We start from the raw sequence: 15,538 nt of genomic DNA, 5'->3' as shown, positions 1-15,538 counted from the left end.
AAGCCGGGCTTAGCCCGGCTTTGTTACTAACTGTTCATCTGTCTAAAAAGCTCGGTTCCTGCCGCCCTTTGTTTCTCAATGTAATCGGCGAGATCCTGAATATGAATCATCCTGGGAGCCTTCTGGCTTTCTCCAGCCCGGAATGTTGGGATTGGCAATTGCCCCAGGGCAGCTTTTTTATCGGCGGTAGCCTGCTTCATGCCAAAGTATTTTTCGCATACATCGGCAAGAGGGATCGATGCTGTTTCATATTCAGCCATCAGTAAAAACATAGTATTCATATTCACCTCACACTAAAAACAGGCCACAGCGTCCTTCTGTGACTTCAGGGTTTGCCAATGAGCCATAGTCTTTGTATCTGATTTTCATACTTCCTCCCGATTTGTTTTCAAATCCCGGTTAATCAGAGAGCGCAGGCGACGTCTGCCGTTCAGCGCTGTCGCAACATAGCTTGATGGTCGATTTACCACCTCGACTGTCACCTTCACGCCCTCAACAAGAACTGTGTAAGTTGTCGTTTTATCGTGTCGGCCATACTCGCCAAATTTTTCAACGTGTGAAGCCAGTGCCGCGTCGCATGCCTGGCGGGCCAGCGGCGATGTCTTGCTGCTGCGGTTAATCAGTCTCATGCGCGCGCTCCGGGTCGAATTTGTCCCAGCAGTTAACTTCAATGTTTCGCTGCAAGCGGCACGCGCTAACGTCTTCTATGCTGCGCCCGGTGAGTTCTGCAACCTTCCGGTTATTGTGCTTCGCCAGATGCGCAGTGGCGAAGAAATTTCTGAGCCGAAAAAACAGCTTCCGAAACTGGGCGGTAAGCCGTTGACGCAGGCGCAACAGCTCGCAAAAATCCGCGAAATTCAGGCTAAGCACGGTTTTAAGGGGAGGGCGTAACGATGCCAAGACCGAAGTACCACCGAGAAATACATTCGCGAGGCCGTTTGCAAAGGAGAACTCATACATCATAGGCCTTACGAATGAGGAGGCGTTATTGCGAGAGATGAATATTATTTTCATCTCAAAAACAGCAAGCATATAATCCTCTAGGTATATGTGAGGGGGTTATATGCGAAAAATAAAAGAACTATTCCATGGTTCCAGACAAAAATTTGACAATTTCGATACCCGATTTAAAGGTACTGGTGAGGCTGGTGATATCGCTGCCTGCTGGTTCACTGATAATTTTGCTGGTGCGAGAAATCACGCGCTTTACAAAAATCGGAATGATACCCCCCCTCTTGTGTATAGATGTGAACTATCCCCACAGGCATTGCTTGCAGATTACAGCGTTCCTTTAAGTGAACAGCCTCGTATAGCTGAATTGCTTAGTTTAAATTTTCCTGTAGCTGTTAGTTCGACCTTAGAGAGTGGTCGGGATTGGCATGCGTTAAGATATCCTTTTTACGTTAAGCCGAAGTCGGGTAAGAGTTTCTTTTATGGTTATAAGTGTCTGGATAGGAATAAGATAATTGAGATGTATAAAGCTTGCGGTATCCATGGTGTTTATGACTGGGAAGGTATTTTTACGGACGGTTATCTTCGGGGTACAACCACTATCATGTTTGATTTTTCCGAATTGATAATCACAGATGTAATAGAAGTTTAGCTTCACTTTTTTCTTAGTTAAGGACTTTTTTAAGATGCAGTCGTTGTTCGCTGAAGGGGGGGCGGTAAATTTGCTGGTTATGTGCATTGGGCAAGATAAAGAAGTTTAAGCCATCACATATTAAAGCTATTATACTTCTCTAGCATTTTTTGATGAAATTGAATCAAGTGTTGATTTAGTGTTTATTATCATTAATTGGAGGTAAACATGAAGTTTAGCCGCATAGAGCAGATGCCTAAAAGATCTCAGAAGGAGTTGTCAGGGATGGTTAGAATAAATCATAAGTTAGGCTTTTTCTTAGATGTAAATAAAATAGTACCAATTGCCAATATGGATGATGAATCATCTGCGGTTATTAAGTTAAATCTAATTCTAGAGAACTTAATTACAGTGGTTATTGAGTTACTTCGCCCTGAAAATACTGAACGCTACGTTAAAGTGAAGCGATCTTTCTCCGCTAACATTGAGACTGCTGTGGCTTTAGGTATGCCGGTAAGCATAGCCGATTGTATAGTAAGTATGAATAAAATCCGGAACAAATACGCCCATGATCTTGATTTTGTAGTCACGGATGTGATGATAAATGAAGTCACAGATGGAATCAAAAAAGTTAAAATTGAAGAGATAAATCATGGTGGGTTCTTAAATCCGGAACGCGTACAACCCATGATAAATGATGGTATCGATTCTGTAAGGTTAATGCGAGAACTACCAGCAGGTCTTGAGTTAAATAGAATTAAAATATGTAAATTAACAACAGCCACTTTCTGTTGTACGACGCTGGGTGCGTTCTGGTTGATTAATGAGCTTCATAAGAGAGAAATTTTGGATATCGATCATAATATAGAAATGCCCGAGTCGAATTGATTTTCCAGCAATCGCTGTTCATAATTCCAGTTGTCAGCCTGAACAACTGACAACCTTATGCGCCAGATGGGGACATTATGGCGCAGCTACAACTAATCAAGTATTCATCAGGAATGCTGATCCCGACGTGATGCTTTGTACTGACGTCTGACTGGTGCGCAATCCGGCATTCACCGCAGTTTCTTCTCCTAACATTTTGATTTAAATACTGGTAGCCAGCCGGTGAAGACTGATACGCCAAGGATTCTCCGAGTGGTACATCATCAGCCGGGACTACACCGGCACGAAGTATGCGAAGGATAAACAAGCGGCCCCCTGAGGCAATGCCGTACTGCCTCTGTTCTCCGAGGTGCTGGTGAGGGCTAATTTGCCTGAGATGTGTTCAGCTAAAGAGACCGCAGCCTGATATAATCCCCTCCAGAATGGAGGGGATATGAATATTAGGATAATGCTTTTTATTGCTGCGCTTTTTCCGCTGTCAGTGTTTGCTGATAAAGGTGATTTCACTTTTAAAGTCGGTGATAGTGTGACGGACTTACCGTCTTCATGCATAAAGTCAGTTGGTTACACTGAAAAAAACGAGATAGATTCAGAGGAAGTGAACGTGGATCTCACAACCGAGTGTGGTCACCTGCTTTCTCAGGTTACGCGCCAGAATATCGGTAAAATTGCCCGTTTTTCATACAGGGGTAATTTAATGTCATCTGCAACCATCATTTCTGTATTGGGAAGCAATTTCAGGATTTCATCAAAAGAAAGTCCGAGAGTAGTGCTTATGCAGATGCTTAATGACTATGGTACCGCGAATGACTGACTGGAATTTAGCAGCCAAACCGCAGGAAGAGGTGGATAAAGCCAACGTCGACCTGGCTGCGCTCAATAAGAAATAACCCCTGAGTTACCCCAGGGGTTATCGTTACGCAGACCTGATTTTTTCAGCCAGCATGGCAAGCACTATTTGCTGAAAAGAGAAAATATTTTCAGTCCCTTGCGTTTGATTTATCGAAAATACCTGTTCATAATTCCAGTTGTCAGCCTGAACAACTGACAACCTTATGCGCCAGATGGGGACATTATGGCGCAGCTACAACTTATCAATCATTCAGGAATCCTGCTCCCGGCAACGCCAGAGACCAGCGATTTTCTGCATTCAAAATGTAAGCTCGGTGTGGTGCTGTCAGCCGACATCAGGCTGGTACGCAATCCGACTTTTCACCGCAAATTCTTCGCACTTCTAAACCCCGGATTCGAATACTGGGAACCCACTGGTGGCACTATCTCGTCGAATGAACGCCGACTGGTTACCGGGTATGCGAAATTCCTCGCTTCCTATGGTGGCAATGAAGCCGCGTTGATGGATGCTGCCGAACAGTATCTGTCGCAGGTCGCCGCGTTACAAACGGTATCAGCCTTTGCAAATCCTTCGATGCGTACCGCGCGTGGGTGACAGTAGAAGCAGGGCATTATGACGCCATCGAGCTGCCAGACGGAACTCTCCGCAAACATCCCCTCAGTATCGCCTTTGGCAACATGAACGAAACCGAATTCCAGCAGCTCTACAAGGCCGCGTTGGATGTACTGTGGCGCTGGATTCTGTCGCGTGCATTTGCCACGCAGCAAGATGCGGAAAACGCAGCATCACAATTGATGAGCTTCGCGTGATGATGGCGACCAGAAAGAGCTGGTTCCAGCATACCGAATGCACGACCGCAGAGGCCGACGAATTGATGGCTCGATAGCCGCTGACAAACATCAGCGTAATGAGCTGGTACAGCCGCATCATCAACTGGCGGTTACGTACCATTCGCTGAATCACAAATATGGTGAACTGCTGGAAGAATACAAATCGCTCCGGCGGCAGTTCGCTGTCACCGCGGCGGTTCCATATACGGATGTATGGACTTACAAACCTGTGCAGTTCTACCCAGGTAAACCCCCATGCGAAAGCCTGCTGACATGTTGATGGATATTATCAACGCCAGCAGCAAACCCGGTGATCTCATCGCTGATTTCTTCATGGGTTCAGGTTCCATGCTTAAAGAAGCGGTGAAACTTGGCCGTCGCGCGATCGGCGTTGAACTTGAAACAGACCGCCTCAATCAAACTGTTGCTGAAGTGTCAGAACTGTTGTTTACAGAAGGGAAAAGAACATAACGGCCTGTTTAATCGGATATTACATTTTGTTCTGCCCCGGGCAGCTTTTTTATTCCCACAATATGAGATGATTCGCAGCAGCAGTCATGACCGATCGGTGATAGCCCGACCGGTGCATACAGTAAGCTTTATGTGCTTAAGCTATAGCTGCTCTGTCTTGGTTAAAGATCTTGCTGCAATGGGGACACATGAGTGCTGAGCCTTTCTGGACTCGGGTGAAGCTGTGTTCTGACTGCTTAGAGCAGTGAGGGCAGGTGCATTTGATAAGATAGTTGCGATTGTTTTTTGAGTCTTTGCGTTGTGGCATAGAGTATTTCCTGATGAATGGGCTGCAACCATACACCATACCTATGCATATAGCCCGTAATCCTTTTTGCCGGTCACCTGATCTGGGTGGCCTTTTTCATTTCTGGCTTCGGGATTCAATCTCCACTGACACTTTCCATAAGCGCCCGAAGGCCAGACCCTTTCACGCACACAGCCTCCGCAAATAGCGAGGTGAGAGCATGTATCGAATGGACAAATTATCAACCGGTGTGAGCTACGGTTTTGCCGGAGCTAACGGAGGGTATTGGGTGCTCCAGCTACTGGATAAAGTGACGCCGTCGCAATGGGCCGCCATTGGTGTTCTGGGTAGTCTGCTGTTCGGTCTGCTTACATACCTGACGAATCTGTATTTCAAAATCAAAGAGGATCGGCGAAAAGCCGCCAGGGGCCAGTGATGAGCAAAGTAAAAATTGCTGGTGGTGCTGTCTGCTCGGTGGCGGCAATCATCGCAATCATCGCAATCATTCTGAGCAATGGGCAGGTGCGTACCAATGATCGCGGACTGGAGTTAATCGGCAATGCCGAATCCTGCCTACGTGATCAGTACGTCTGTCCCGCGGGCGTCCTGACTGATGGCATAGGCAACACTCATGGGGTGAAAGCCGGAACGCGCAAAATTGATGCGCAGATCGCCGCCGACTGGGAAAAGAACATCCTGCAGGCTGAGAAGTGCGTTAACACCTACGCTGCTGGTGCTCGTCTCAGTGACAACACATTTTCCGCTGTCACGTCGCTGATTTTTAACGTCGGCCGCGGCGCCATGCAGAAATCAACGCTGTTCTGGATGCTAAGACAGGGTAAGGAGGCAGATGCTTGCCAGCAGTTCCCCCGATGGGTGTATGCAGATGGCGTAAAACTGCCGGGGCTGGTTACCCGCCGCAGTAAAGAAAAAGCGCTCTGCCTGGACGGTGTGTGATGCGCCGAGTTGCTGCAATTGCTGGTGGCGTGATTCTTCTGCTTATCGTTTCGCTGGCCTGGGCAGTCAATTACTACCGCGACAACGCCATTACCTACAAAGGCCAGCGAGACAAAGCGACCAGTGTACTGACGCTGGCGAACGACACAATCACTGACATGCAGACTCGCCAACGTGATGTCGCTGCGTTGGACACGAAATACACGAAGGAATTAGCCAATGCACAAGCTGAAAATGATGCTCTGCAGCGCAAGCTTGATAATGGTGGTCGGGTGCTCGTCAAAGGCAAATGTCCAGTGTCAGCCTCAACTGAAACCGCCAGCACCTCCAGCGTGGGCCATGATGCCACCGTCGAACATCTCTGATGTTGCTGGACGAAACGTTCTCGGTATCAGGTCCGGGATTATCAGCGACCAAACAGCCCTGATAATTCTGCAGGAATACATCAAAACACAGTGTCTTAGGTGAAGACTTAAGAGCTATAAAGTTTCTTTCAAATAGGAAAGCGAGGTTATAATCTGCCACATAATTAAATGATTTTCGGGATGGCTTCAAATGTCGCAATATGTCAATGATTACAAAAATGCTTTTAATTCAAAGAGTATAATAGGAGTCAGGAAATGGATTTTTTTCACTTTCAAGAGTGCCGTGCTGTTGCTGGTCTTAATATTGCTATTTAGCCTGGTTCAATATTGGGTTATTATGTATTCACCATTGGCGGACTATATGACAGTTCCTGGGATAGAGCAGTCCAACATATATGGCATGATTTTTATGCTTGCAGCCAGTTTCGGACCGAGCGGACTTTATCTTGTCCGAATCATCATGCGTTCTAGATAAGGCATTACAGCACAGCAGGCATTCACTGAGTGCCTGCGATAACACTGGGGATAAGTTTGACAAGCGTCGGTTAGGTCTCAACGCCATCTTTGGAAATGACGGAGCGCCCGGTACCGTCGGCATGGACGATGAAACCAGCACCCGACTTACAGACTCCGTACAACGGGATTATTTCACCCTCAGAACGCGAATAAACACCATCTCTGGACAGGTTAACTATATCCGTAATCAGTGCCTCAGATAGGGAAATCGCATCATCCCATCGCTGGATTCAGTATCAGTCACTTATTTTTTTCTTTAAAAGCTCTTGCTTTTAAGATCTCTAATACAGGTTTGATACTACGAGGCCAGTCGTCATTTGATATGTCCACCGTGTGAATAAATACATTGGCCGCGCCTCTCTCTAACAACCCTCTGGCTGAAACATCTTTATGTAGCAAGACGAGTGTGGGTTTTTTTAATGATAGAGCGATTGCTGTTTCTATCTGGTTCCATTCGGTGGGTAGAACAACATCATCAACAGTGTTTTCTTTAATGGAGCCAGATTTGATGTATATTTGAGGTAAGGCGAATATAATTACACATTCGCATCGAGTCATAAGCTCAACAATATCATCAAAAGGAGTCTGCAAGCATGGTTGACTGATTCCAATGGTGTTTCCATACATCATCAAGTCTGGGAGCATATCGTCAAACTTGCCTAAAGCAGATTTTAATTGATCAGGTAACCAATTGGGCCTGGAAATGAATACCTCCATCAGATCTGGCTCTTTGCTCATGAATTTCTCTCCTGCGTAAAAATATCCTTCACTCAAAGCCATAAAACGTATGCTTTGTTGTGAGTTCCCCGAAATTTATCAACATTATCGATCTTTAGTCGAATAAAAACTAGAGGGTGTTATGGCGACACTGGACTGGGAGGCCATTGAATCGGCATAACGGGCCGGGGTCATGAGCCTCCGTGAAATAGGTGCTCAATACGGCGTAACAGAAAAGGCAATCAGGAAGAGAGCCAAAAAGCTGGATTGGGTACGCAAAGGCAGTATGCAGGTACGCAAAAACGGTACGCAAAAAAAATTGTGCACTATGTATGCGCAAAACAGTACAAAAATTCCGATGCCTCAAATTGATTCAAATTGCCCGCCACCTGAAAACACCGCCGATGGATGGACTTTAAACCCTGATAAATACGGGCTTAACGACATGCAGGCCCGGTTCGTTAGCGAGTATCTTATCGATATGAGCCGCGTACTGTGAGGATGTGATGGCGGCCACGCCGGTGTTTAGTGACTGGTCATTAAATGGCTCGGGGGATTACCTTGAGGTGGGAAATAACCTCTCGGACGTGGCCGATGCTGTAATGGCACGGCAAAATATCGGGGTGAGTTACACCATATCGACCGATGCTGCACCGGCTGACGCGAGCGGATATGCCGCCGGCCATATCTGGTACCAGGTTGAGGTGAGCTGATTCATGCCTATTTTCCGCAAAACTACAGGGGGGCATTTCGCCCCTGTTACCGACTTGAATATTAATGAAGGAGGCGAGTTTAAATCCGTGGTTGCAGCCTGGGTGAACGACGGGGGGATGTTTAAGAAAGTATTCCCTGATATCGCTTATGCGGATCCGACGGCTGATTATGACATCGCTGGTGCTACCATTCCAACGCTGACCCTTTCACGAACCTCAGAAAGCGCAGCGCAGAACGCCTGGAAAATAAACAGGCTGTTTATTCCCCTGAAAGAAAGCCTCACTTCCGATAATACGGATGTTAACTGGTCGAGTCTGGATATCGTCACTATCGATACGCAGGACGAATTGCCGTATAGCGTTTGGACTACGGGTAGCGCTGATGAGATGTGGACTAAGGCTGAGTTTAAAAATGGTGTTTTGACAAACACCCGCATGAATGGGGTGAGCGCTGTGGTTAACCCGTCCAATCACTGCCCGCCGCCGCGCGACTGGATAAACCAGTTATCATCCGGTAGCGGCGGCACAGATATGTACATCAAATACGGGTGGTATGACTATTCAGCCTTTTACGGCAGGCAGATCGGCATCCGTTGGCGCTGGCACAGCCAGCAGAACGGGAAGTATTACGAGTATATTTTCACGAACGGCAATATGATCCTGAACGCGCTGGGTTAATTTTACTGGCCGACTCAGACTTTTGGTGAACGCCTGAGGGACGATCTTATGGCTGGGCGCTGGTGCGCAACATTCCGAATTGCCATCGTCGTGGCTGGACTAAGCATTAATTATCGGTCAGTATTTTTAGGCCAAGTTTTACACAGGATAAATACTGATGGATACAGTTGAAGAGCTTAATGGAACGTACTTTTATCACGGGCACACTAATGTATCCGCTGGTGAGCTGTTTAACCTTATCTTCCTTGAGAACTTTGCAGACAGTTTCGGTTTAGATGTCGCATCTGCGGCAACGGTTCTTATCGGTCAGCCATACATACCGGTTTCTGGAAAGCTGGCGGCAGGTCAAAATACACCGGGAACCAGCATTGCCTCGATCGTCAGCAGGAAGATTTTAAGAGATGCCCGTTTCCCGTTCGGCTGGCGGCCACTGGCACCAGTTGGAAAACTCCGTTCCCTTAAAATGGTTCCCTCGAATAAGATTGCTACCTTTGTTGGTAGGTATATTCCTTACGTTGGGTACGCGATGGCCCTGGTGGCTATCCAACAGGTGATGAGCAAAACACGGACACAATACAATCTCATTGCCCGAACTCAGGACCGCATTCAATGGACGTATTTCTAATGGCCGATCGTGATTTTGAAAAGGAAGTAATTGATTATCTGATGGAGCGCTATCCTATCAGAGAGCACTGGTTTAAGCCCGGATATAAGCAAATCACCAAAGACTGGACACTTAACGATGATTTCCGGCTGGTTCCTGAAGATGCGGAAGATATGCTCTTGGACGTGTTCACTCATTTCAATATTGATTACAGTGGCATGGATACCCGTAATTATATCGAATATGAGTATCCATTCTGGCAGAAAAAACCAGAGACAGAAATAAAACCACTAACGGTAGCAATGATTATTGAATCGGCCAAAGTGGGGCGCTGGTTGTATGACTGACAACATCTTGATTAAGATAGTGTTGCATCGACCCGTTGAACTCACAGCGATGAGCAGATATGTGAGTATATGATATCTGTGGGTTACCAATTTTTATTAAAATCAATCTAATATTGATAATTGCAAGGGAGGGGGTATGAAGTTATTTTCAACAGAAAGAACGGATGTTTATCTGCTGACAGAGGATTTAGCAGAAAAATTCCAGCAATTCTTGGTTACTAATAAAGCTAAATTAGCGCCTTTTGAACCATTGCGAGATGAACAGTATTTCATTTTAAAAAATATATCGGAACGAATTAAGAGTTCATTAAAAGAATTCAATGAAAGGAAAAGCTTAATGATGGTTTTCACATTAAAAGGAGAAGAAAAAATAGTTGGTAACATCAATTTTACCAACTTTGTTTATGGTGTGTTTCAAGCATGTTATTTGGGGTTTTCAATCGATGATGCTCATCAGGGAAAAGGACTCATGCATGAGTCTCTCAAAATGGCAATTAAGTATGTTCATGAAAAATATGAAATTCATCGCATAATGGCAAACCACCTTCCCGACAACAGTCGTAGTAGCAAAACGCTTGAGAGCTTGGGGTTTAAGAACGAGGGATACGCTAATTCTTATCTCAAAATAAATGGGATCTGGCAGGACCATGTGCTCAACTCACTTATTCTTCCGGAATCACCCTAGCGTAGGTAATATTTTTTTTGGTTACTCTTCCTTTTGATAATAGGGTAGGCGGAAAGTAACTTCCGCTTTTGGCACGGAGCGGAAGTACCTGCAACAGAGGGGCTGCTGTGAGCGAACAGCGGAAGTTCGCATTTGTCTTAACAACCGGTATCCAGGACTAATATTGGCATCTGATAATCAATCCGGAGCAGGTCACGGTTTCCCAGTAAATATCTTCAGGCAGCGAGAATTGCAGAATGCTGACGAAGATGATTTTGGAAAAGTTCTGCATAATCTGATGATACAGCGGCTTTTACGCTTTCCCTTTTCGCAAGTGCAGCTTTCCATGCGGAAACCTGCGGAAGTCCCTCAAAAATCGCCTCAGAGACTGATGCATCGATGATGGAGAAGTAACGGAAAACAGGCGCATAGACCGCATCAACCATACTGAATCTGGTACCCGAGAAATAAGGCCCTGAACTCAATTCAGATTCAATACGTTCAAGTTGCTCACGGAACACAGCGCGTTTGCTGTCTGCAATGGCCTGATCAGTCGCATTTAAAAATTGCCATGCATTTCCAAGCATTGATGTAGAGAACTCTATCCATGCGCGCTGTCTGGCTCTTTCTAATGCATCGTCAGCATACATCGAATCACCGTCTTGCGTTTCATTAAGGTACTCGCAGATCACCATGCTTTCAAAAATAATGGCATCTTCGCCGTCTGCACGACGCACTTTAAGTAGCGGTACCTTGCCAGTGGGTGACAGAGCAAGAAACCAGTCAGGCTTCGCCGACAGGTCTACATTTACACGTCCAAATGGCACATTTTTTTCGAGAAGAATGATCGCTGAACGCTGCACAAAGGGACATAGTGGGTGGCTAATCAGTGTCAGGTCATGGGTAGACATCTCAGACTCCAGATAAAATAATAGCCCGCCGCCATAAAAGGTGGCGGGCTTGATGAATTGTAAATCTTATTTTGGTGGCTTAGATTGAAACGCCGCCGTCGATGATGATTTCTGAACCCACGGTCCAGGCCGATTCATCAGATGCGAAGTAAAGTACTGCTTGCGCGACTTCCTGAGGCTTACCAAAACGACCTGCGGGAATGGTTGCAACGATATCTTTCATCACTTGATCATGATATTCCACTGGAATTCCCGCCTTATCGTAAAGCGGTGTGTCAACCGGGCCTGGGCTCACTGCGTTGATACGAATTCCACGAGAAAGTAACTCGTTAGAAAGTGTTTTTGACATGTTCAGTAATGCCGCTTTGGTTGAGCCATAAACGGAAGAGTTCACTGGCCCCGTGTGCGCATTTACAGATGTATTAAAGACCACTGATGCGGAGCTTGCGAACACCGGCAGCAGTGCCTGCATCAGGAAGTAAGGGCCTTTAACGTTGATATCATAAATACGGTCGAACATCTCTTCTGTCCATACCTCGATTGGCATATACATTGATATACCCGCATTCAGGAAAGCGATATCCAGTTCACCAAAGTGTTGCTTAACCGTTTGAGCCAGAGCTTTCTGTGCATTCACATCAGCGGAGTCGGCGCTCACGACTAATACATCATTACCCAGTTCTGCTTTCGCCTTTGCGATAGAATCAGGGTTAACACCTGTAACAATTACACGTGCACCTTCTGCAACAAACAGCTTCGCTGTTTCAAGCCCGATACCACTTGTTCCACCCGTAATAAGTGCGCGTTTACCTTGTAATCTGGACATGTAAAAATCTCCTGTTAGTTTTAACAACTAATCGGCGAATGGCCGATTTGATAGCCACTGTATGCTCATGCCCGGATAGTGATAAGATTGTATTTTTAAATATCTTTCATGCGTTAAAAGCATAGGTGGGTTTCAGGATGGACAGATTACTTTTGATGACATGCTTTGTCCGTACCGCTGAAACAGGCAGTTTTTCCGCGGCCGGTAGGGACTTAGGCTTAGGGCAACCGAACGTGAGTCGTCATGTTGCAACCCTCGAAGAGCATTTGCAGACCAGATTACTTCACCGATCAACCCGCAAGCTTTCCCTGACGCCTGAAGGAGAACGTTATTATCTGGAAGCAAGACGTATCCTGGAAGCCGTCGAAGAGTCAGAGTCTTCTTTCAGAGAAAATGTTACACCCACAGGGCTATTACGCGTTGCCTGCCCTACAGCACTGGCTCACACATTCTTAGTCCCGCACATCCCAGATTTTTTAGAACGCTACCCTGGGCTAACACTTGAGCTACAAATTAATGACCGCTATATCAATCTCGTTGACGAAGGGGCTGAGCTGGCAATCCGCATTGGACACCTCGAGGACAGTGCTATGCGTGCCCGCAGACTTGGTATGTATGAGCGAGTCTGTGTTGCCAGTAACAAGTACCTGGCTAAACACGGAACCCCTAATACCCCAGAGGATTTAAAAAAACATGATTGTTTGATCTATACCTTGCTAACAACAGGGGCTACCTGGAGATTTCAGGATATCAATGTTCCTGTTTCTGGTCGGCTCAGGGTCAATTCACCCGAAGCAGTGCAGAAATTTGTCAATGCCGGGGTTGGGATCGCACAGGGCCCGGAATGGTTGTTCGGGGAGGGACTGGCAAATGGCAACTTACAATTATTACTGACGGATTACACTGCACCTCCCGTTCCCATTCAGGCCGTTTATGTTGCTAATCGACTTTTACCAAAACGGGCGATTGTGTTCATGGATTTTGTTGCTGAGATTTTTGAAAAAAATCCCGGCTTCAAAGTTTACAACTCATTGAAATGAACCTGAGATGACGAACTGACCGGCTGGCCGTAAACTGCATAGCAAGGTGTAAATAACTTCCGCTCTTGGCACAGGGCTGCTGTTGCAACCCTGACGACCCTATATTTCAATCGATTCAGAGATCTCTAACGCATCATCGACTTCAATGCCCAAATAACGGACTGTGCTTTCCAGTTTCTTATGACCCAACAATAGTTGGATCACCCGAAGATTCTTGGTTTTCTTGTAGATCAGGTAAGGTTTTGTTCTTCTCATGGAATGTGTGCTGTAAAGCGAAGCTTCGAGATCAAGTTTTTCTACCCACCCATGAAAAATTCGGTTGTATTGCCGAGTTGATATATGTTGGCAAGAACCGACCCGGGATTGGAATAAGTAGTCTTTACTGTGCAGCTTGCCAAGCTTTATCAATGCTGCAACAGCTTCTCTTGTCCCCTTGGTTAACTCAAATTGCACCGGGCTACCGGTTTTCTGTTGCAACACCGTTGCTCTGCTTGAAACAGAGCTACCATATGCAACATCAGATACTTTTAGTTTGACCAGATCACAGCCCCGTAGCTTACTGTCCAGGGCCATATTGAACAGAGCTAAATCGCGCGTTTTACCTTCCAGTTCAAGCCGGATTCGTATCCCCCAGATATGAGATATCTTAAATGGTCTTTTTTGGCCGATGATACGGTCTTTGTTCCACGGTGACGTGTTCATACTCAAATCTCCTGCAATGTGGGAGATTTGAGTATGGTTGTCCCTTATGAGCGAACAGCGGACATGCCGCATCTCTTCCATGAGGCAGCGGATTTAGTTCCTGAGGCAACAGACTTTAGCTGTTGTCTCTTATCGTGGGCAGACGCAAACCGTCGTTGTTGTCACTCTTGCATCATAACAACAACTTTGCCCTTCGCATGTCCCCGGGCAAGATAGTCAAGAGCATCCTTTGTCGCTGCAAAGGGAAAAACCTTGTCGATCACAGGGATGATGTGTTCCGCTTCTGTGAGTTTGCTTATTTGAGTTAATTGAGCGCCGTCAGGTCGAACGAAGAGAAATGAATAGGTCAGGCCTCGTTTTTTCGTAAGACGTATAATCTTACGACTCATCAGCCCGAACACAAAACGCAGTAAAAAGTTCAATCCCCGGGCCTGTGCGAAAGCGGCATCTAACGGCCCGATGAGAGAAATAATCTTTCCGCCAGGTTTAAGAATTTGAGTGGACTTTTCAATTGCATCCCCTCTGACAGTGCCCAGAACAATATCGTAGCCACTCAGTACGTTTTCAAATTCCTGATTTTTATAGTCGACCACTTCATCTGCGCCAAGACGATTTACCCACTCGACGTTCACTGAACTTGTTGTTGTTCCCACCTTCGCACCAAGGTGCTTAGCCAGTTGGATCGCAAAGCTCCCAATTCCTCCGGAACCTGCCGGGATGAAAATCTTCTGTCCAGGCTGCAGATTCGCTCGCTCTGTGAACGCCTGCCAGGATGTGAGGCTCACCATCGGAAGTGAAGCTGCCTGCACAAAATCCAGATTTGCCGGTTTAATAGCAGCGAGACTTTCAGGAACCACAACAAATTCGGCCAGGGAGCCCATTCCCGTATCGAAAATACTGGCAAAAATTTCGTCACCCGGGATAAAACGGGTCACACGAGCCCCCACTGCAACGACGACACCGGCCAAATCACTGCCCAGCGTCGCAGGGAGTTTAAAATGCAATACCGGCTTAAACATTCCGGTTGGGATCATGTTGTCAATCGGGTTAAGGCCAACAGCGTGTACCTTCACCAGGATTTCATCAGCACCGGGGGAAGGAAAATCCACGTCATCGAATCCCGGGTCAGGGGATTTACCATAACGTTTAAACGTATAGGCTTTCATCGTCCTGCTTTTCATTTGTTCTTTACCCTTTAGTATTTGCCAGTAACATTTTTCACAGGGGGCTTGTTGCTGAGTAAAAAGGCGGTACCCAGGAACAGCTCGATTAAAACGGCAAAAAGGATCTGCCCGCTAACATGCCCTTCGCGCCATTCAGCGATGCCCAGCACGGCTGAAATAATCGCTATTGTGCTGATACCCGCGGCCAGAGCATAACGGGCCGGGGAAGGCCCGGCATTTCTGGCCAGGAAACACATAACGCTTATTCCTGCAAAAAATGCAGCCGAGCGGCGACAAATAACGTCGGTACCCGGCGTGGGCTCGATGCCCCATTGCGTTAAAAGCTGTTCCGGGAAAAACATCCATGCTGTGGCCAGGATGAAAAACAACACCGCAGTCAGAACAGCCAGTTGAGAAAATTTCAT

Annotated in this window: 22 protein-coding genes and 6 pseudogenes; 18 read left to right on the top strand and 10 right to left on the bottom strand. The window is 46.5% G+C overall.

Annotated features, from left to right (window positions below; genetic code table 11):
- Positions 1-26 precede the first annotated feature (26 nt).
- The 3 genes from ACQ3G7_RS14485 to ACQ3G7_RS14475 all read right to left on the bottom strand — a co-directional run bounded on the left by ACQ3G7_RS14485 (position 27) and on the right by ACQ3G7_RS14475 (position 1,032).
- Entirely contained in the window at positions 27-281 is a 255-nt protein-coding gene (locus tag ACQ3G7_RS14485) for a pyocin activator PrtN family protein (RefSeq protein WP_061495107.1), read from the bottom strand.
- Positions 282-365: 84 nt separating this feature from the next.
- Positions 366-629, bottom strand: coding sequence for a DUF4060 family protein (locus ACQ3G7_RS14480; protein WP_061495109.1), 264 nt, complete (start codon positions 627-629; stop codon positions 366-368).
- The gene (locus ACQ3G7_RS14475) at positions 616-1,032 is read right to left on the bottom strand and encodes a hypothetical protein (protein ID WP_430890335.1); all 417 of its coding nucleotides are present in this window, start codon (positions 1,030-1,032) and stop codon (positions 616-618) included. Before ACQ3G7_RS14475 ends, ACQ3G7_RS14480 begins: the two co-directional genes overlap by 14 nt.
- Before the next feature lie 31 nt (positions 1,033-1,063).
- Here ACQ3G7_RS14475 and ACQ3G7_RS14470 point away from each other — a divergent pair, with 31 nt between their 5' ends.
- The 6 genes and pseudogenes from ACQ3G7_RS14470 to ACQ3G7_RS14445 all read left to right on the top strand — a co-directional run.
- Complete coding sequence (locus tag ACQ3G7_RS14470; protein ID WP_430890334.1) at positions 1,064-1,603, top strand: hypothetical protein; 540 nt, start codon at positions 1,064-1,066, stop codon at positions 1,601-1,603.
- Positions 1,604-1,810: 207 nt separating this feature from the next.
- Positions 1,811-2,470 carry a hypothetical protein gene (locus ACQ3G7_RS14465; RefSeq protein WP_430890333.1) on the top strand — a complete coding sequence of 220 codons (660 nt, stop codon included), beginning with the start codon at positions 1,811-1,813 and terminating at the stop codon, positions 2,468-2,470.
- Positions 2,471-2,708: 238 nt separating this feature from the next.
- Positions 2,709-2,876: pseudogene (locus tag ACQ3G7_RS14460) on the top strand (DNA cytosine methyltransferase); the annotation flags it as partial.
- 27 nt (positions 2,877-2,903) lie between these two features.
- Positions 2,904-3,284 carry a SecDF P1 head subdomain-containing protein gene (locus ACQ3G7_RS14455; protein WP_430890332.1) on the top strand — a complete coding sequence of 127 codons (381 nt, stop codon included), beginning with the start codon at positions 2,904-2,906 and terminating at the stop codon, positions 3,282-3,284.
- Between the two features lie 258 nt (positions 3,285-3,542).
- Positions 3,543-4,132 (top strand): annotated as a pseudogene (locus ACQ3G7_RS14450) (DUF1367 family protein).
- 100 nt (positions 4,133-4,232) lie between these two features.
- A pseudogene (locus tag ACQ3G7_RS14445) lies at positions 4,233-4,624 on the top strand (DNA methyltransferase); the annotation flags it as partial.
- Between the two features lie 136 nt (positions 4,625-4,760).
- Here ACQ3G7_RS14445 and ACQ3G7_RS14440 read toward each other — a convergent pair.
- On the bottom strand, positions 4,761-4,931 hold the full coding sequence (locus ACQ3G7_RS14440; protein ID WP_430890331.1) for a YnfU family zinc-binding protein: 171 nt from the start codon (positions 4,929-4,931) through the stop codon (positions 4,761-4,763).
- A 199-nt stretch (positions 4,932-5,130) separates the two neighbouring features.
- On the opposite strand from ACQ3G7_RS14440, the gene ACQ3G7_RS14435 reads away from it, so the two are divergent.
- The 5 genes and pseudogenes from ACQ3G7_RS14435 (at position 5,131) to ACQ3G7_RS14415 (ending at position 6,951) form a co-directional block, all read left to right on the top strand.
- Complete coding sequence (locus tag ACQ3G7_RS14435; RefSeq protein WP_430890330.1) at positions 5,131-5,346, top strand: class II holin family protein; 216 nt, start codon at positions 5,131-5,133, stop codon at positions 5,344-5,346.
- A complete protein-coding gene (locus ACQ3G7_RS14430; protein ID WP_430890329.1) occupies positions 5,346-5,867 on the top strand; it encodes a lysozyme in 522 nt (173 codons plus the stop codon). The genes ACQ3G7_RS14435 and ACQ3G7_RS14430 overlap by 1 nt, the downstream gene beginning before the upstream one ends.
- A pseudogene (locus ACQ3G7_RS14425) lies at positions 5,867-6,157 on the top strand (lysis system i-spanin subunit Rz); the annotation flags it as partial. The gene ACQ3G7_RS14430 and the pseudogene ACQ3G7_RS14425, both read left to right, overlap by 1 nt.
- Positions 6,087-6,294 (top strand): annotated as a pseudogene (locus tag ACQ3G7_RS14420) (Rz1 family lipoprotein). The pseudogenes ACQ3G7_RS14425 and ACQ3G7_RS14420, both read left to right, overlap by 71 nt.
- 351 nt (positions 6,295-6,645) lie before the next feature.
- Positions 6,646-6,951 carry a lysis system i-spanin subunit Rz gene (locus ACQ3G7_RS14415; protein WP_430890328.1) on the top strand — a complete coding sequence of 102 codons (306 nt, stop codon included), beginning with the start codon at positions 6,646-6,648 and terminating at the stop codon, positions 6,949-6,951.
- A gap of 37 nt (positions 6,952-6,988) precedes the next feature.
- On the opposite strand, the gene ACQ3G7_RS14410 is transcribed toward ACQ3G7_RS14415, so the two are convergent.
- Positions 6,989-7,528: a hypothetical protein gene (locus ACQ3G7_RS14410; RefSeq protein ID WP_430890327.1), complete on the bottom strand. Its 540-nt coding sequence runs from the start codon at positions 7,526-7,528 to the stop codon at positions 6,989-6,991.
- A 130-nt stretch (positions 7,529-7,658) separates the two neighbouring features.
- On the opposite strand from ACQ3G7_RS14410, the pseudogene ACQ3G7_RS14405 reads away from it, so the two are divergent.
- The 6 genes and pseudogenes from ACQ3G7_RS14405 to ACQ3G7_RS14380 all read left to right on the top strand — a co-directional run.
- Positions 7,659-7,784 (top strand): annotated as a pseudogene (locus ACQ3G7_RS14405) (hypothetical protein); the annotation flags it as partial.
- A 187-nt stretch (positions 7,785-7,971) separates the two neighbouring features.
- Positions 7,972-8,178 carry a hypothetical protein gene (locus tag ACQ3G7_RS14400; RefSeq protein ID WP_430890326.1) on the top strand — a complete coding sequence of 69 codons (207 nt, stop codon included), beginning with the start codon at positions 7,972-7,974 and terminating at the stop codon, positions 8,176-8,178.
- A gap of 3 nt (positions 8,179-8,181) precedes the next feature.
- The gene (locus ACQ3G7_RS14395) at positions 8,182-8,856 is read left to right on the top strand and encodes a hypothetical protein (RefSeq protein ID WP_430890325.1); all 675 of its coding nucleotides are present in this window, start codon (positions 8,182-8,184) and stop codon (positions 8,854-8,856) included.
- Positions 8,857-9,013: 157 nt separating this feature from the next.
- The gene (locus ACQ3G7_RS14390) at positions 9,014-9,481 is read left to right on the top strand and encodes an STM2901 family protein (RefSeq protein ID WP_430890324.1); all 468 of its coding nucleotides are present in this window, start codon (positions 9,014-9,016) and stop codon (positions 9,479-9,481) included.
- Positions 9,481-9,807 (top strand): DUF1493 family protein, encoded by a 327-nt coding sequence (locus ACQ3G7_RS14385; RefSeq protein WP_430890323.1) that lies wholly within the window; start codon positions 9,481-9,483, stop codon positions 9,805-9,807. The genes ACQ3G7_RS14390 and ACQ3G7_RS14385 overlap by 1 nt, the downstream gene beginning before the upstream one ends.
- 136 nt (positions 9,808-9,943) lie before the next feature.
- Positions 9,944-10,492 (top strand): GNAT family N-acetyltransferase, encoded by a 549-nt coding sequence (locus ACQ3G7_RS14380; RefSeq protein WP_430890322.1) that lies wholly within the window; start codon positions 9,944-9,946, stop codon positions 10,490-10,492.
- A gap of 215 nt (positions 10,493-10,707) precedes the next feature.
- Here the strand turns inward: ACQ3G7_RS14380 and ACQ3G7_RS14375 are convergent, their stop codons facing one another.
- Complete coding sequence (locus ACQ3G7_RS14375) at positions 10,708-11,382, bottom strand: glutathione S-transferase family protein (RefSeq protein WP_430890321.1); 675 nt, start codon at positions 11,380-11,382, stop codon at positions 10,708-10,710.
- A gap of 79 nt (positions 11,383-11,461) precedes the next feature.
- Positions 11,462-12,208, bottom strand: coding sequence for an SDR family oxidoreductase (locus ACQ3G7_RS14370; protein WP_430890320.1), 747 nt, complete (start codon positions 12,206-12,208; stop codon positions 11,462-11,464).
- Between the two features lie 137 nt (positions 12,209-12,345).
- On the opposite strand from ACQ3G7_RS14370, the gene ACQ3G7_RS14365 reads away from it, so the two are divergent.
- Complete coding sequence (locus ACQ3G7_RS14365) at positions 12,346-13,248, top strand: LysR family transcriptional regulator (protein WP_430890319.1); 903 nt, start codon at positions 12,346-12,348, stop codon at positions 13,246-13,248.
- A 99-nt stretch (positions 13,249-13,347) separates the two neighbouring features.
- Here the strand turns inward: ACQ3G7_RS14365 and ACQ3G7_RS14360 are convergent, their stop codons facing one another.
- The 3 genes from ACQ3G7_RS14360 to ACQ3G7_RS14350 all read right to left on the bottom strand — a co-directional run bounded on the left by ACQ3G7_RS14360 (position 13,348) and on the right by ACQ3G7_RS14350 (position 15,538).
- Positions 13,348-13,950, bottom strand: coding sequence for a site-specific integrase (locus ACQ3G7_RS14360; protein ID WP_430890318.1), 603 nt, complete (start codon positions 13,948-13,950; stop codon positions 13,348-13,350).
- A gap of 161 nt (positions 13,951-14,111) precedes the next feature.
- The gene (locus tag ACQ3G7_RS14355; RefSeq protein WP_430890317.1) at positions 14,112-15,131 is read right to left on the bottom strand and encodes an NADP-dependent oxidoreductase; all 1,020 of its coding nucleotides are present in this window, start codon (positions 15,129-15,131) and stop codon (positions 14,112-14,114) included.
- A gap of 14 nt (positions 15,132-15,145) precedes the next feature.
- Positions 15,146-15,538, bottom strand: a complete 393-nt coding sequence (locus ACQ3G7_RS14350) for a hypothetical protein (RefSeq protein WP_430890316.1) — start codon at positions 15,536-15,538, stop codon at positions 15,146-15,148.

Source organism: Kosakonia sp. N21 (assembly GCF_050587465.1).
GTDB lineage: Bacteria > Pseudomonadota > Gammaproteobacteria > Enterobacterales > Enterobacteriaceae.
The sequence above is the reverse complement of the archived record's forward strand: the minus strand, read 5'-3'. Positions and strand labels throughout refer to the sequence as shown.

What these genes read in the sequence shown, in the direction of transcription:
- ACQ3G7_RS14395 (WP_430890325.1), top strand. Translation starts at nt 8,182, where the DNA reads ATGCCTATTTTCCGCAAAACTACAGGGGGGCATTTCGCCCCTGTTACC.
- ACQ3G7_RS14480 (WP_061495109.1), bottom strand. Translation starts at nt 629, where the DNA reads ATGAGACTGATTAACCGCAGCAGCAAGACATCGCCGCTGGCCCGCCAG.
- ACQ3G7_RS14410 (WP_430890327.1), bottom strand. Translation starts at nt 7,528, where the DNA reads ATGGCTTTGAGTGAAGGATATTTTTACGCAGGAGAGAAATTCATGAGC.
- ACQ3G7_RS14485 (WP_061495107.1), bottom strand. Translation starts at nt 281, where the DNA reads ATGAATACTATGTTTTTACTGATGGCTGAATATGAAACAGCATCGATC.
- ACQ3G7_RS14475 (WP_430890335.1), bottom strand. Translation starts at nt 1,032, where the DNA reads ATGCTTGCTGTTTTTGAGATGAAAATAATATTCATCTCTCGCAATAAC.
- ACQ3G7_RS14360 (WP_430890318.1), bottom strand. Translation starts at nt 13,950, where the DNA reads ATGAACACGTCACCGTGGAACAAAGACCGTATCATCGGCCAAAAAAGA.
- ACQ3G7_RS14455 (WP_430890332.1), top strand. Translation starts at nt 2,904, where the DNA reads ATGAATATTAGGATAATGCTTTTTATTGCTGCGCTTTTTCCGCTGTCA.
- ACQ3G7_RS14400 (WP_430890326.1), top strand. Translation starts at nt 7,972, where the DNA reads ATGGCGGCCACGCCGGTGTTTAGTGACTGGTCATTAAATGGCTCGGGG.
- ACQ3G7_RS14375 (WP_430890321.1), bottom strand. Translation starts at nt 11,382, where the DNA reads ATGTCTACCCATGACCTGACACTGATTAGCCACCCACTATGTCCCTTT.
- ACQ3G7_RS14430 (WP_430890329.1), top strand. Translation starts at nt 5,346, where the DNA reads ATGAGCAAAGTAAAAATTGCTGGTGGTGCTGTCTGCTCGGTGGCGGCA.
- ACQ3G7_RS14350 (WP_430890316.1), bottom strand. Translation starts at nt 15,538, where the DNA reads ATGAAATTTTCTCAACTGGCTGTTCTGACTGCGGTGTTGTTTTTCATC.
- ACQ3G7_RS14380 (WP_430890322.1), top strand. Translation starts at nt 9,944, where the DNA reads ATGAAGTTATTTTCAACAGAAAGAACGGATGTTTATCTGCTGACAGAG.
- ACQ3G7_RS14365 (WP_430890319.1), top strand. Translation starts at nt 12,346, where the DNA reads ATGGACAGATTACTTTTGATGACATGCTTTGTCCGTACCGCTGAAACA.
- ACQ3G7_RS14435 (WP_430890330.1), top strand. Translation starts at nt 5,131, where the DNA reads ATGTATCGAATGGACAAATTATCAACCGGTGTGAGCTACGGTTTTGCC.
- ACQ3G7_RS14440 (WP_430890331.1), bottom strand. Translation starts at nt 4,931, where the DNA reads ATGCCACAACGCAAAGACTCAAAAAACAATCGCAACTATCTTATCAAA.
- ACQ3G7_RS14370 (WP_430890320.1), bottom strand. Translation starts at nt 12,208, where the DNA reads ATGTCCAGATTACAAGGTAAACGCGCACTTATTACGGGTGGAACAAGT.
- ACQ3G7_RS14390 (WP_430890324.1), top strand. Translation starts at nt 9,014, where the DNA reads ATGGATACAGTTGAAGAGCTTAATGGAACGTACTTTTATCACGGGCAC.
- ACQ3G7_RS14355 (WP_430890317.1), bottom strand. Translation starts at nt 15,131, where the DNA reads ATGAAAAGCAGGACGATGAAAGCCTATACGTTTAAACGTTATGGTAAA.
- ACQ3G7_RS14470 (WP_430890334.1), top strand. Translation starts at nt 1,064, where the DNA reads ATGCGAAAAATAAAAGAACTATTCCATGGTTCCAGACAAAAATTTGAC.
- ACQ3G7_RS14465 (WP_430890333.1), top strand. Translation starts at nt 1,811, where the DNA reads ATGAAGTTTAGCCGCATAGAGCAGATGCCTAAAAGATCTCAGAAGGAG.
- ACQ3G7_RS14385 (WP_430890323.1), top strand. Translation starts at nt 9,481, where the DNA reads ATGGCCGATCGTGATTTTGAAAAGGAAGTAATTGATTATCTGATGGAG.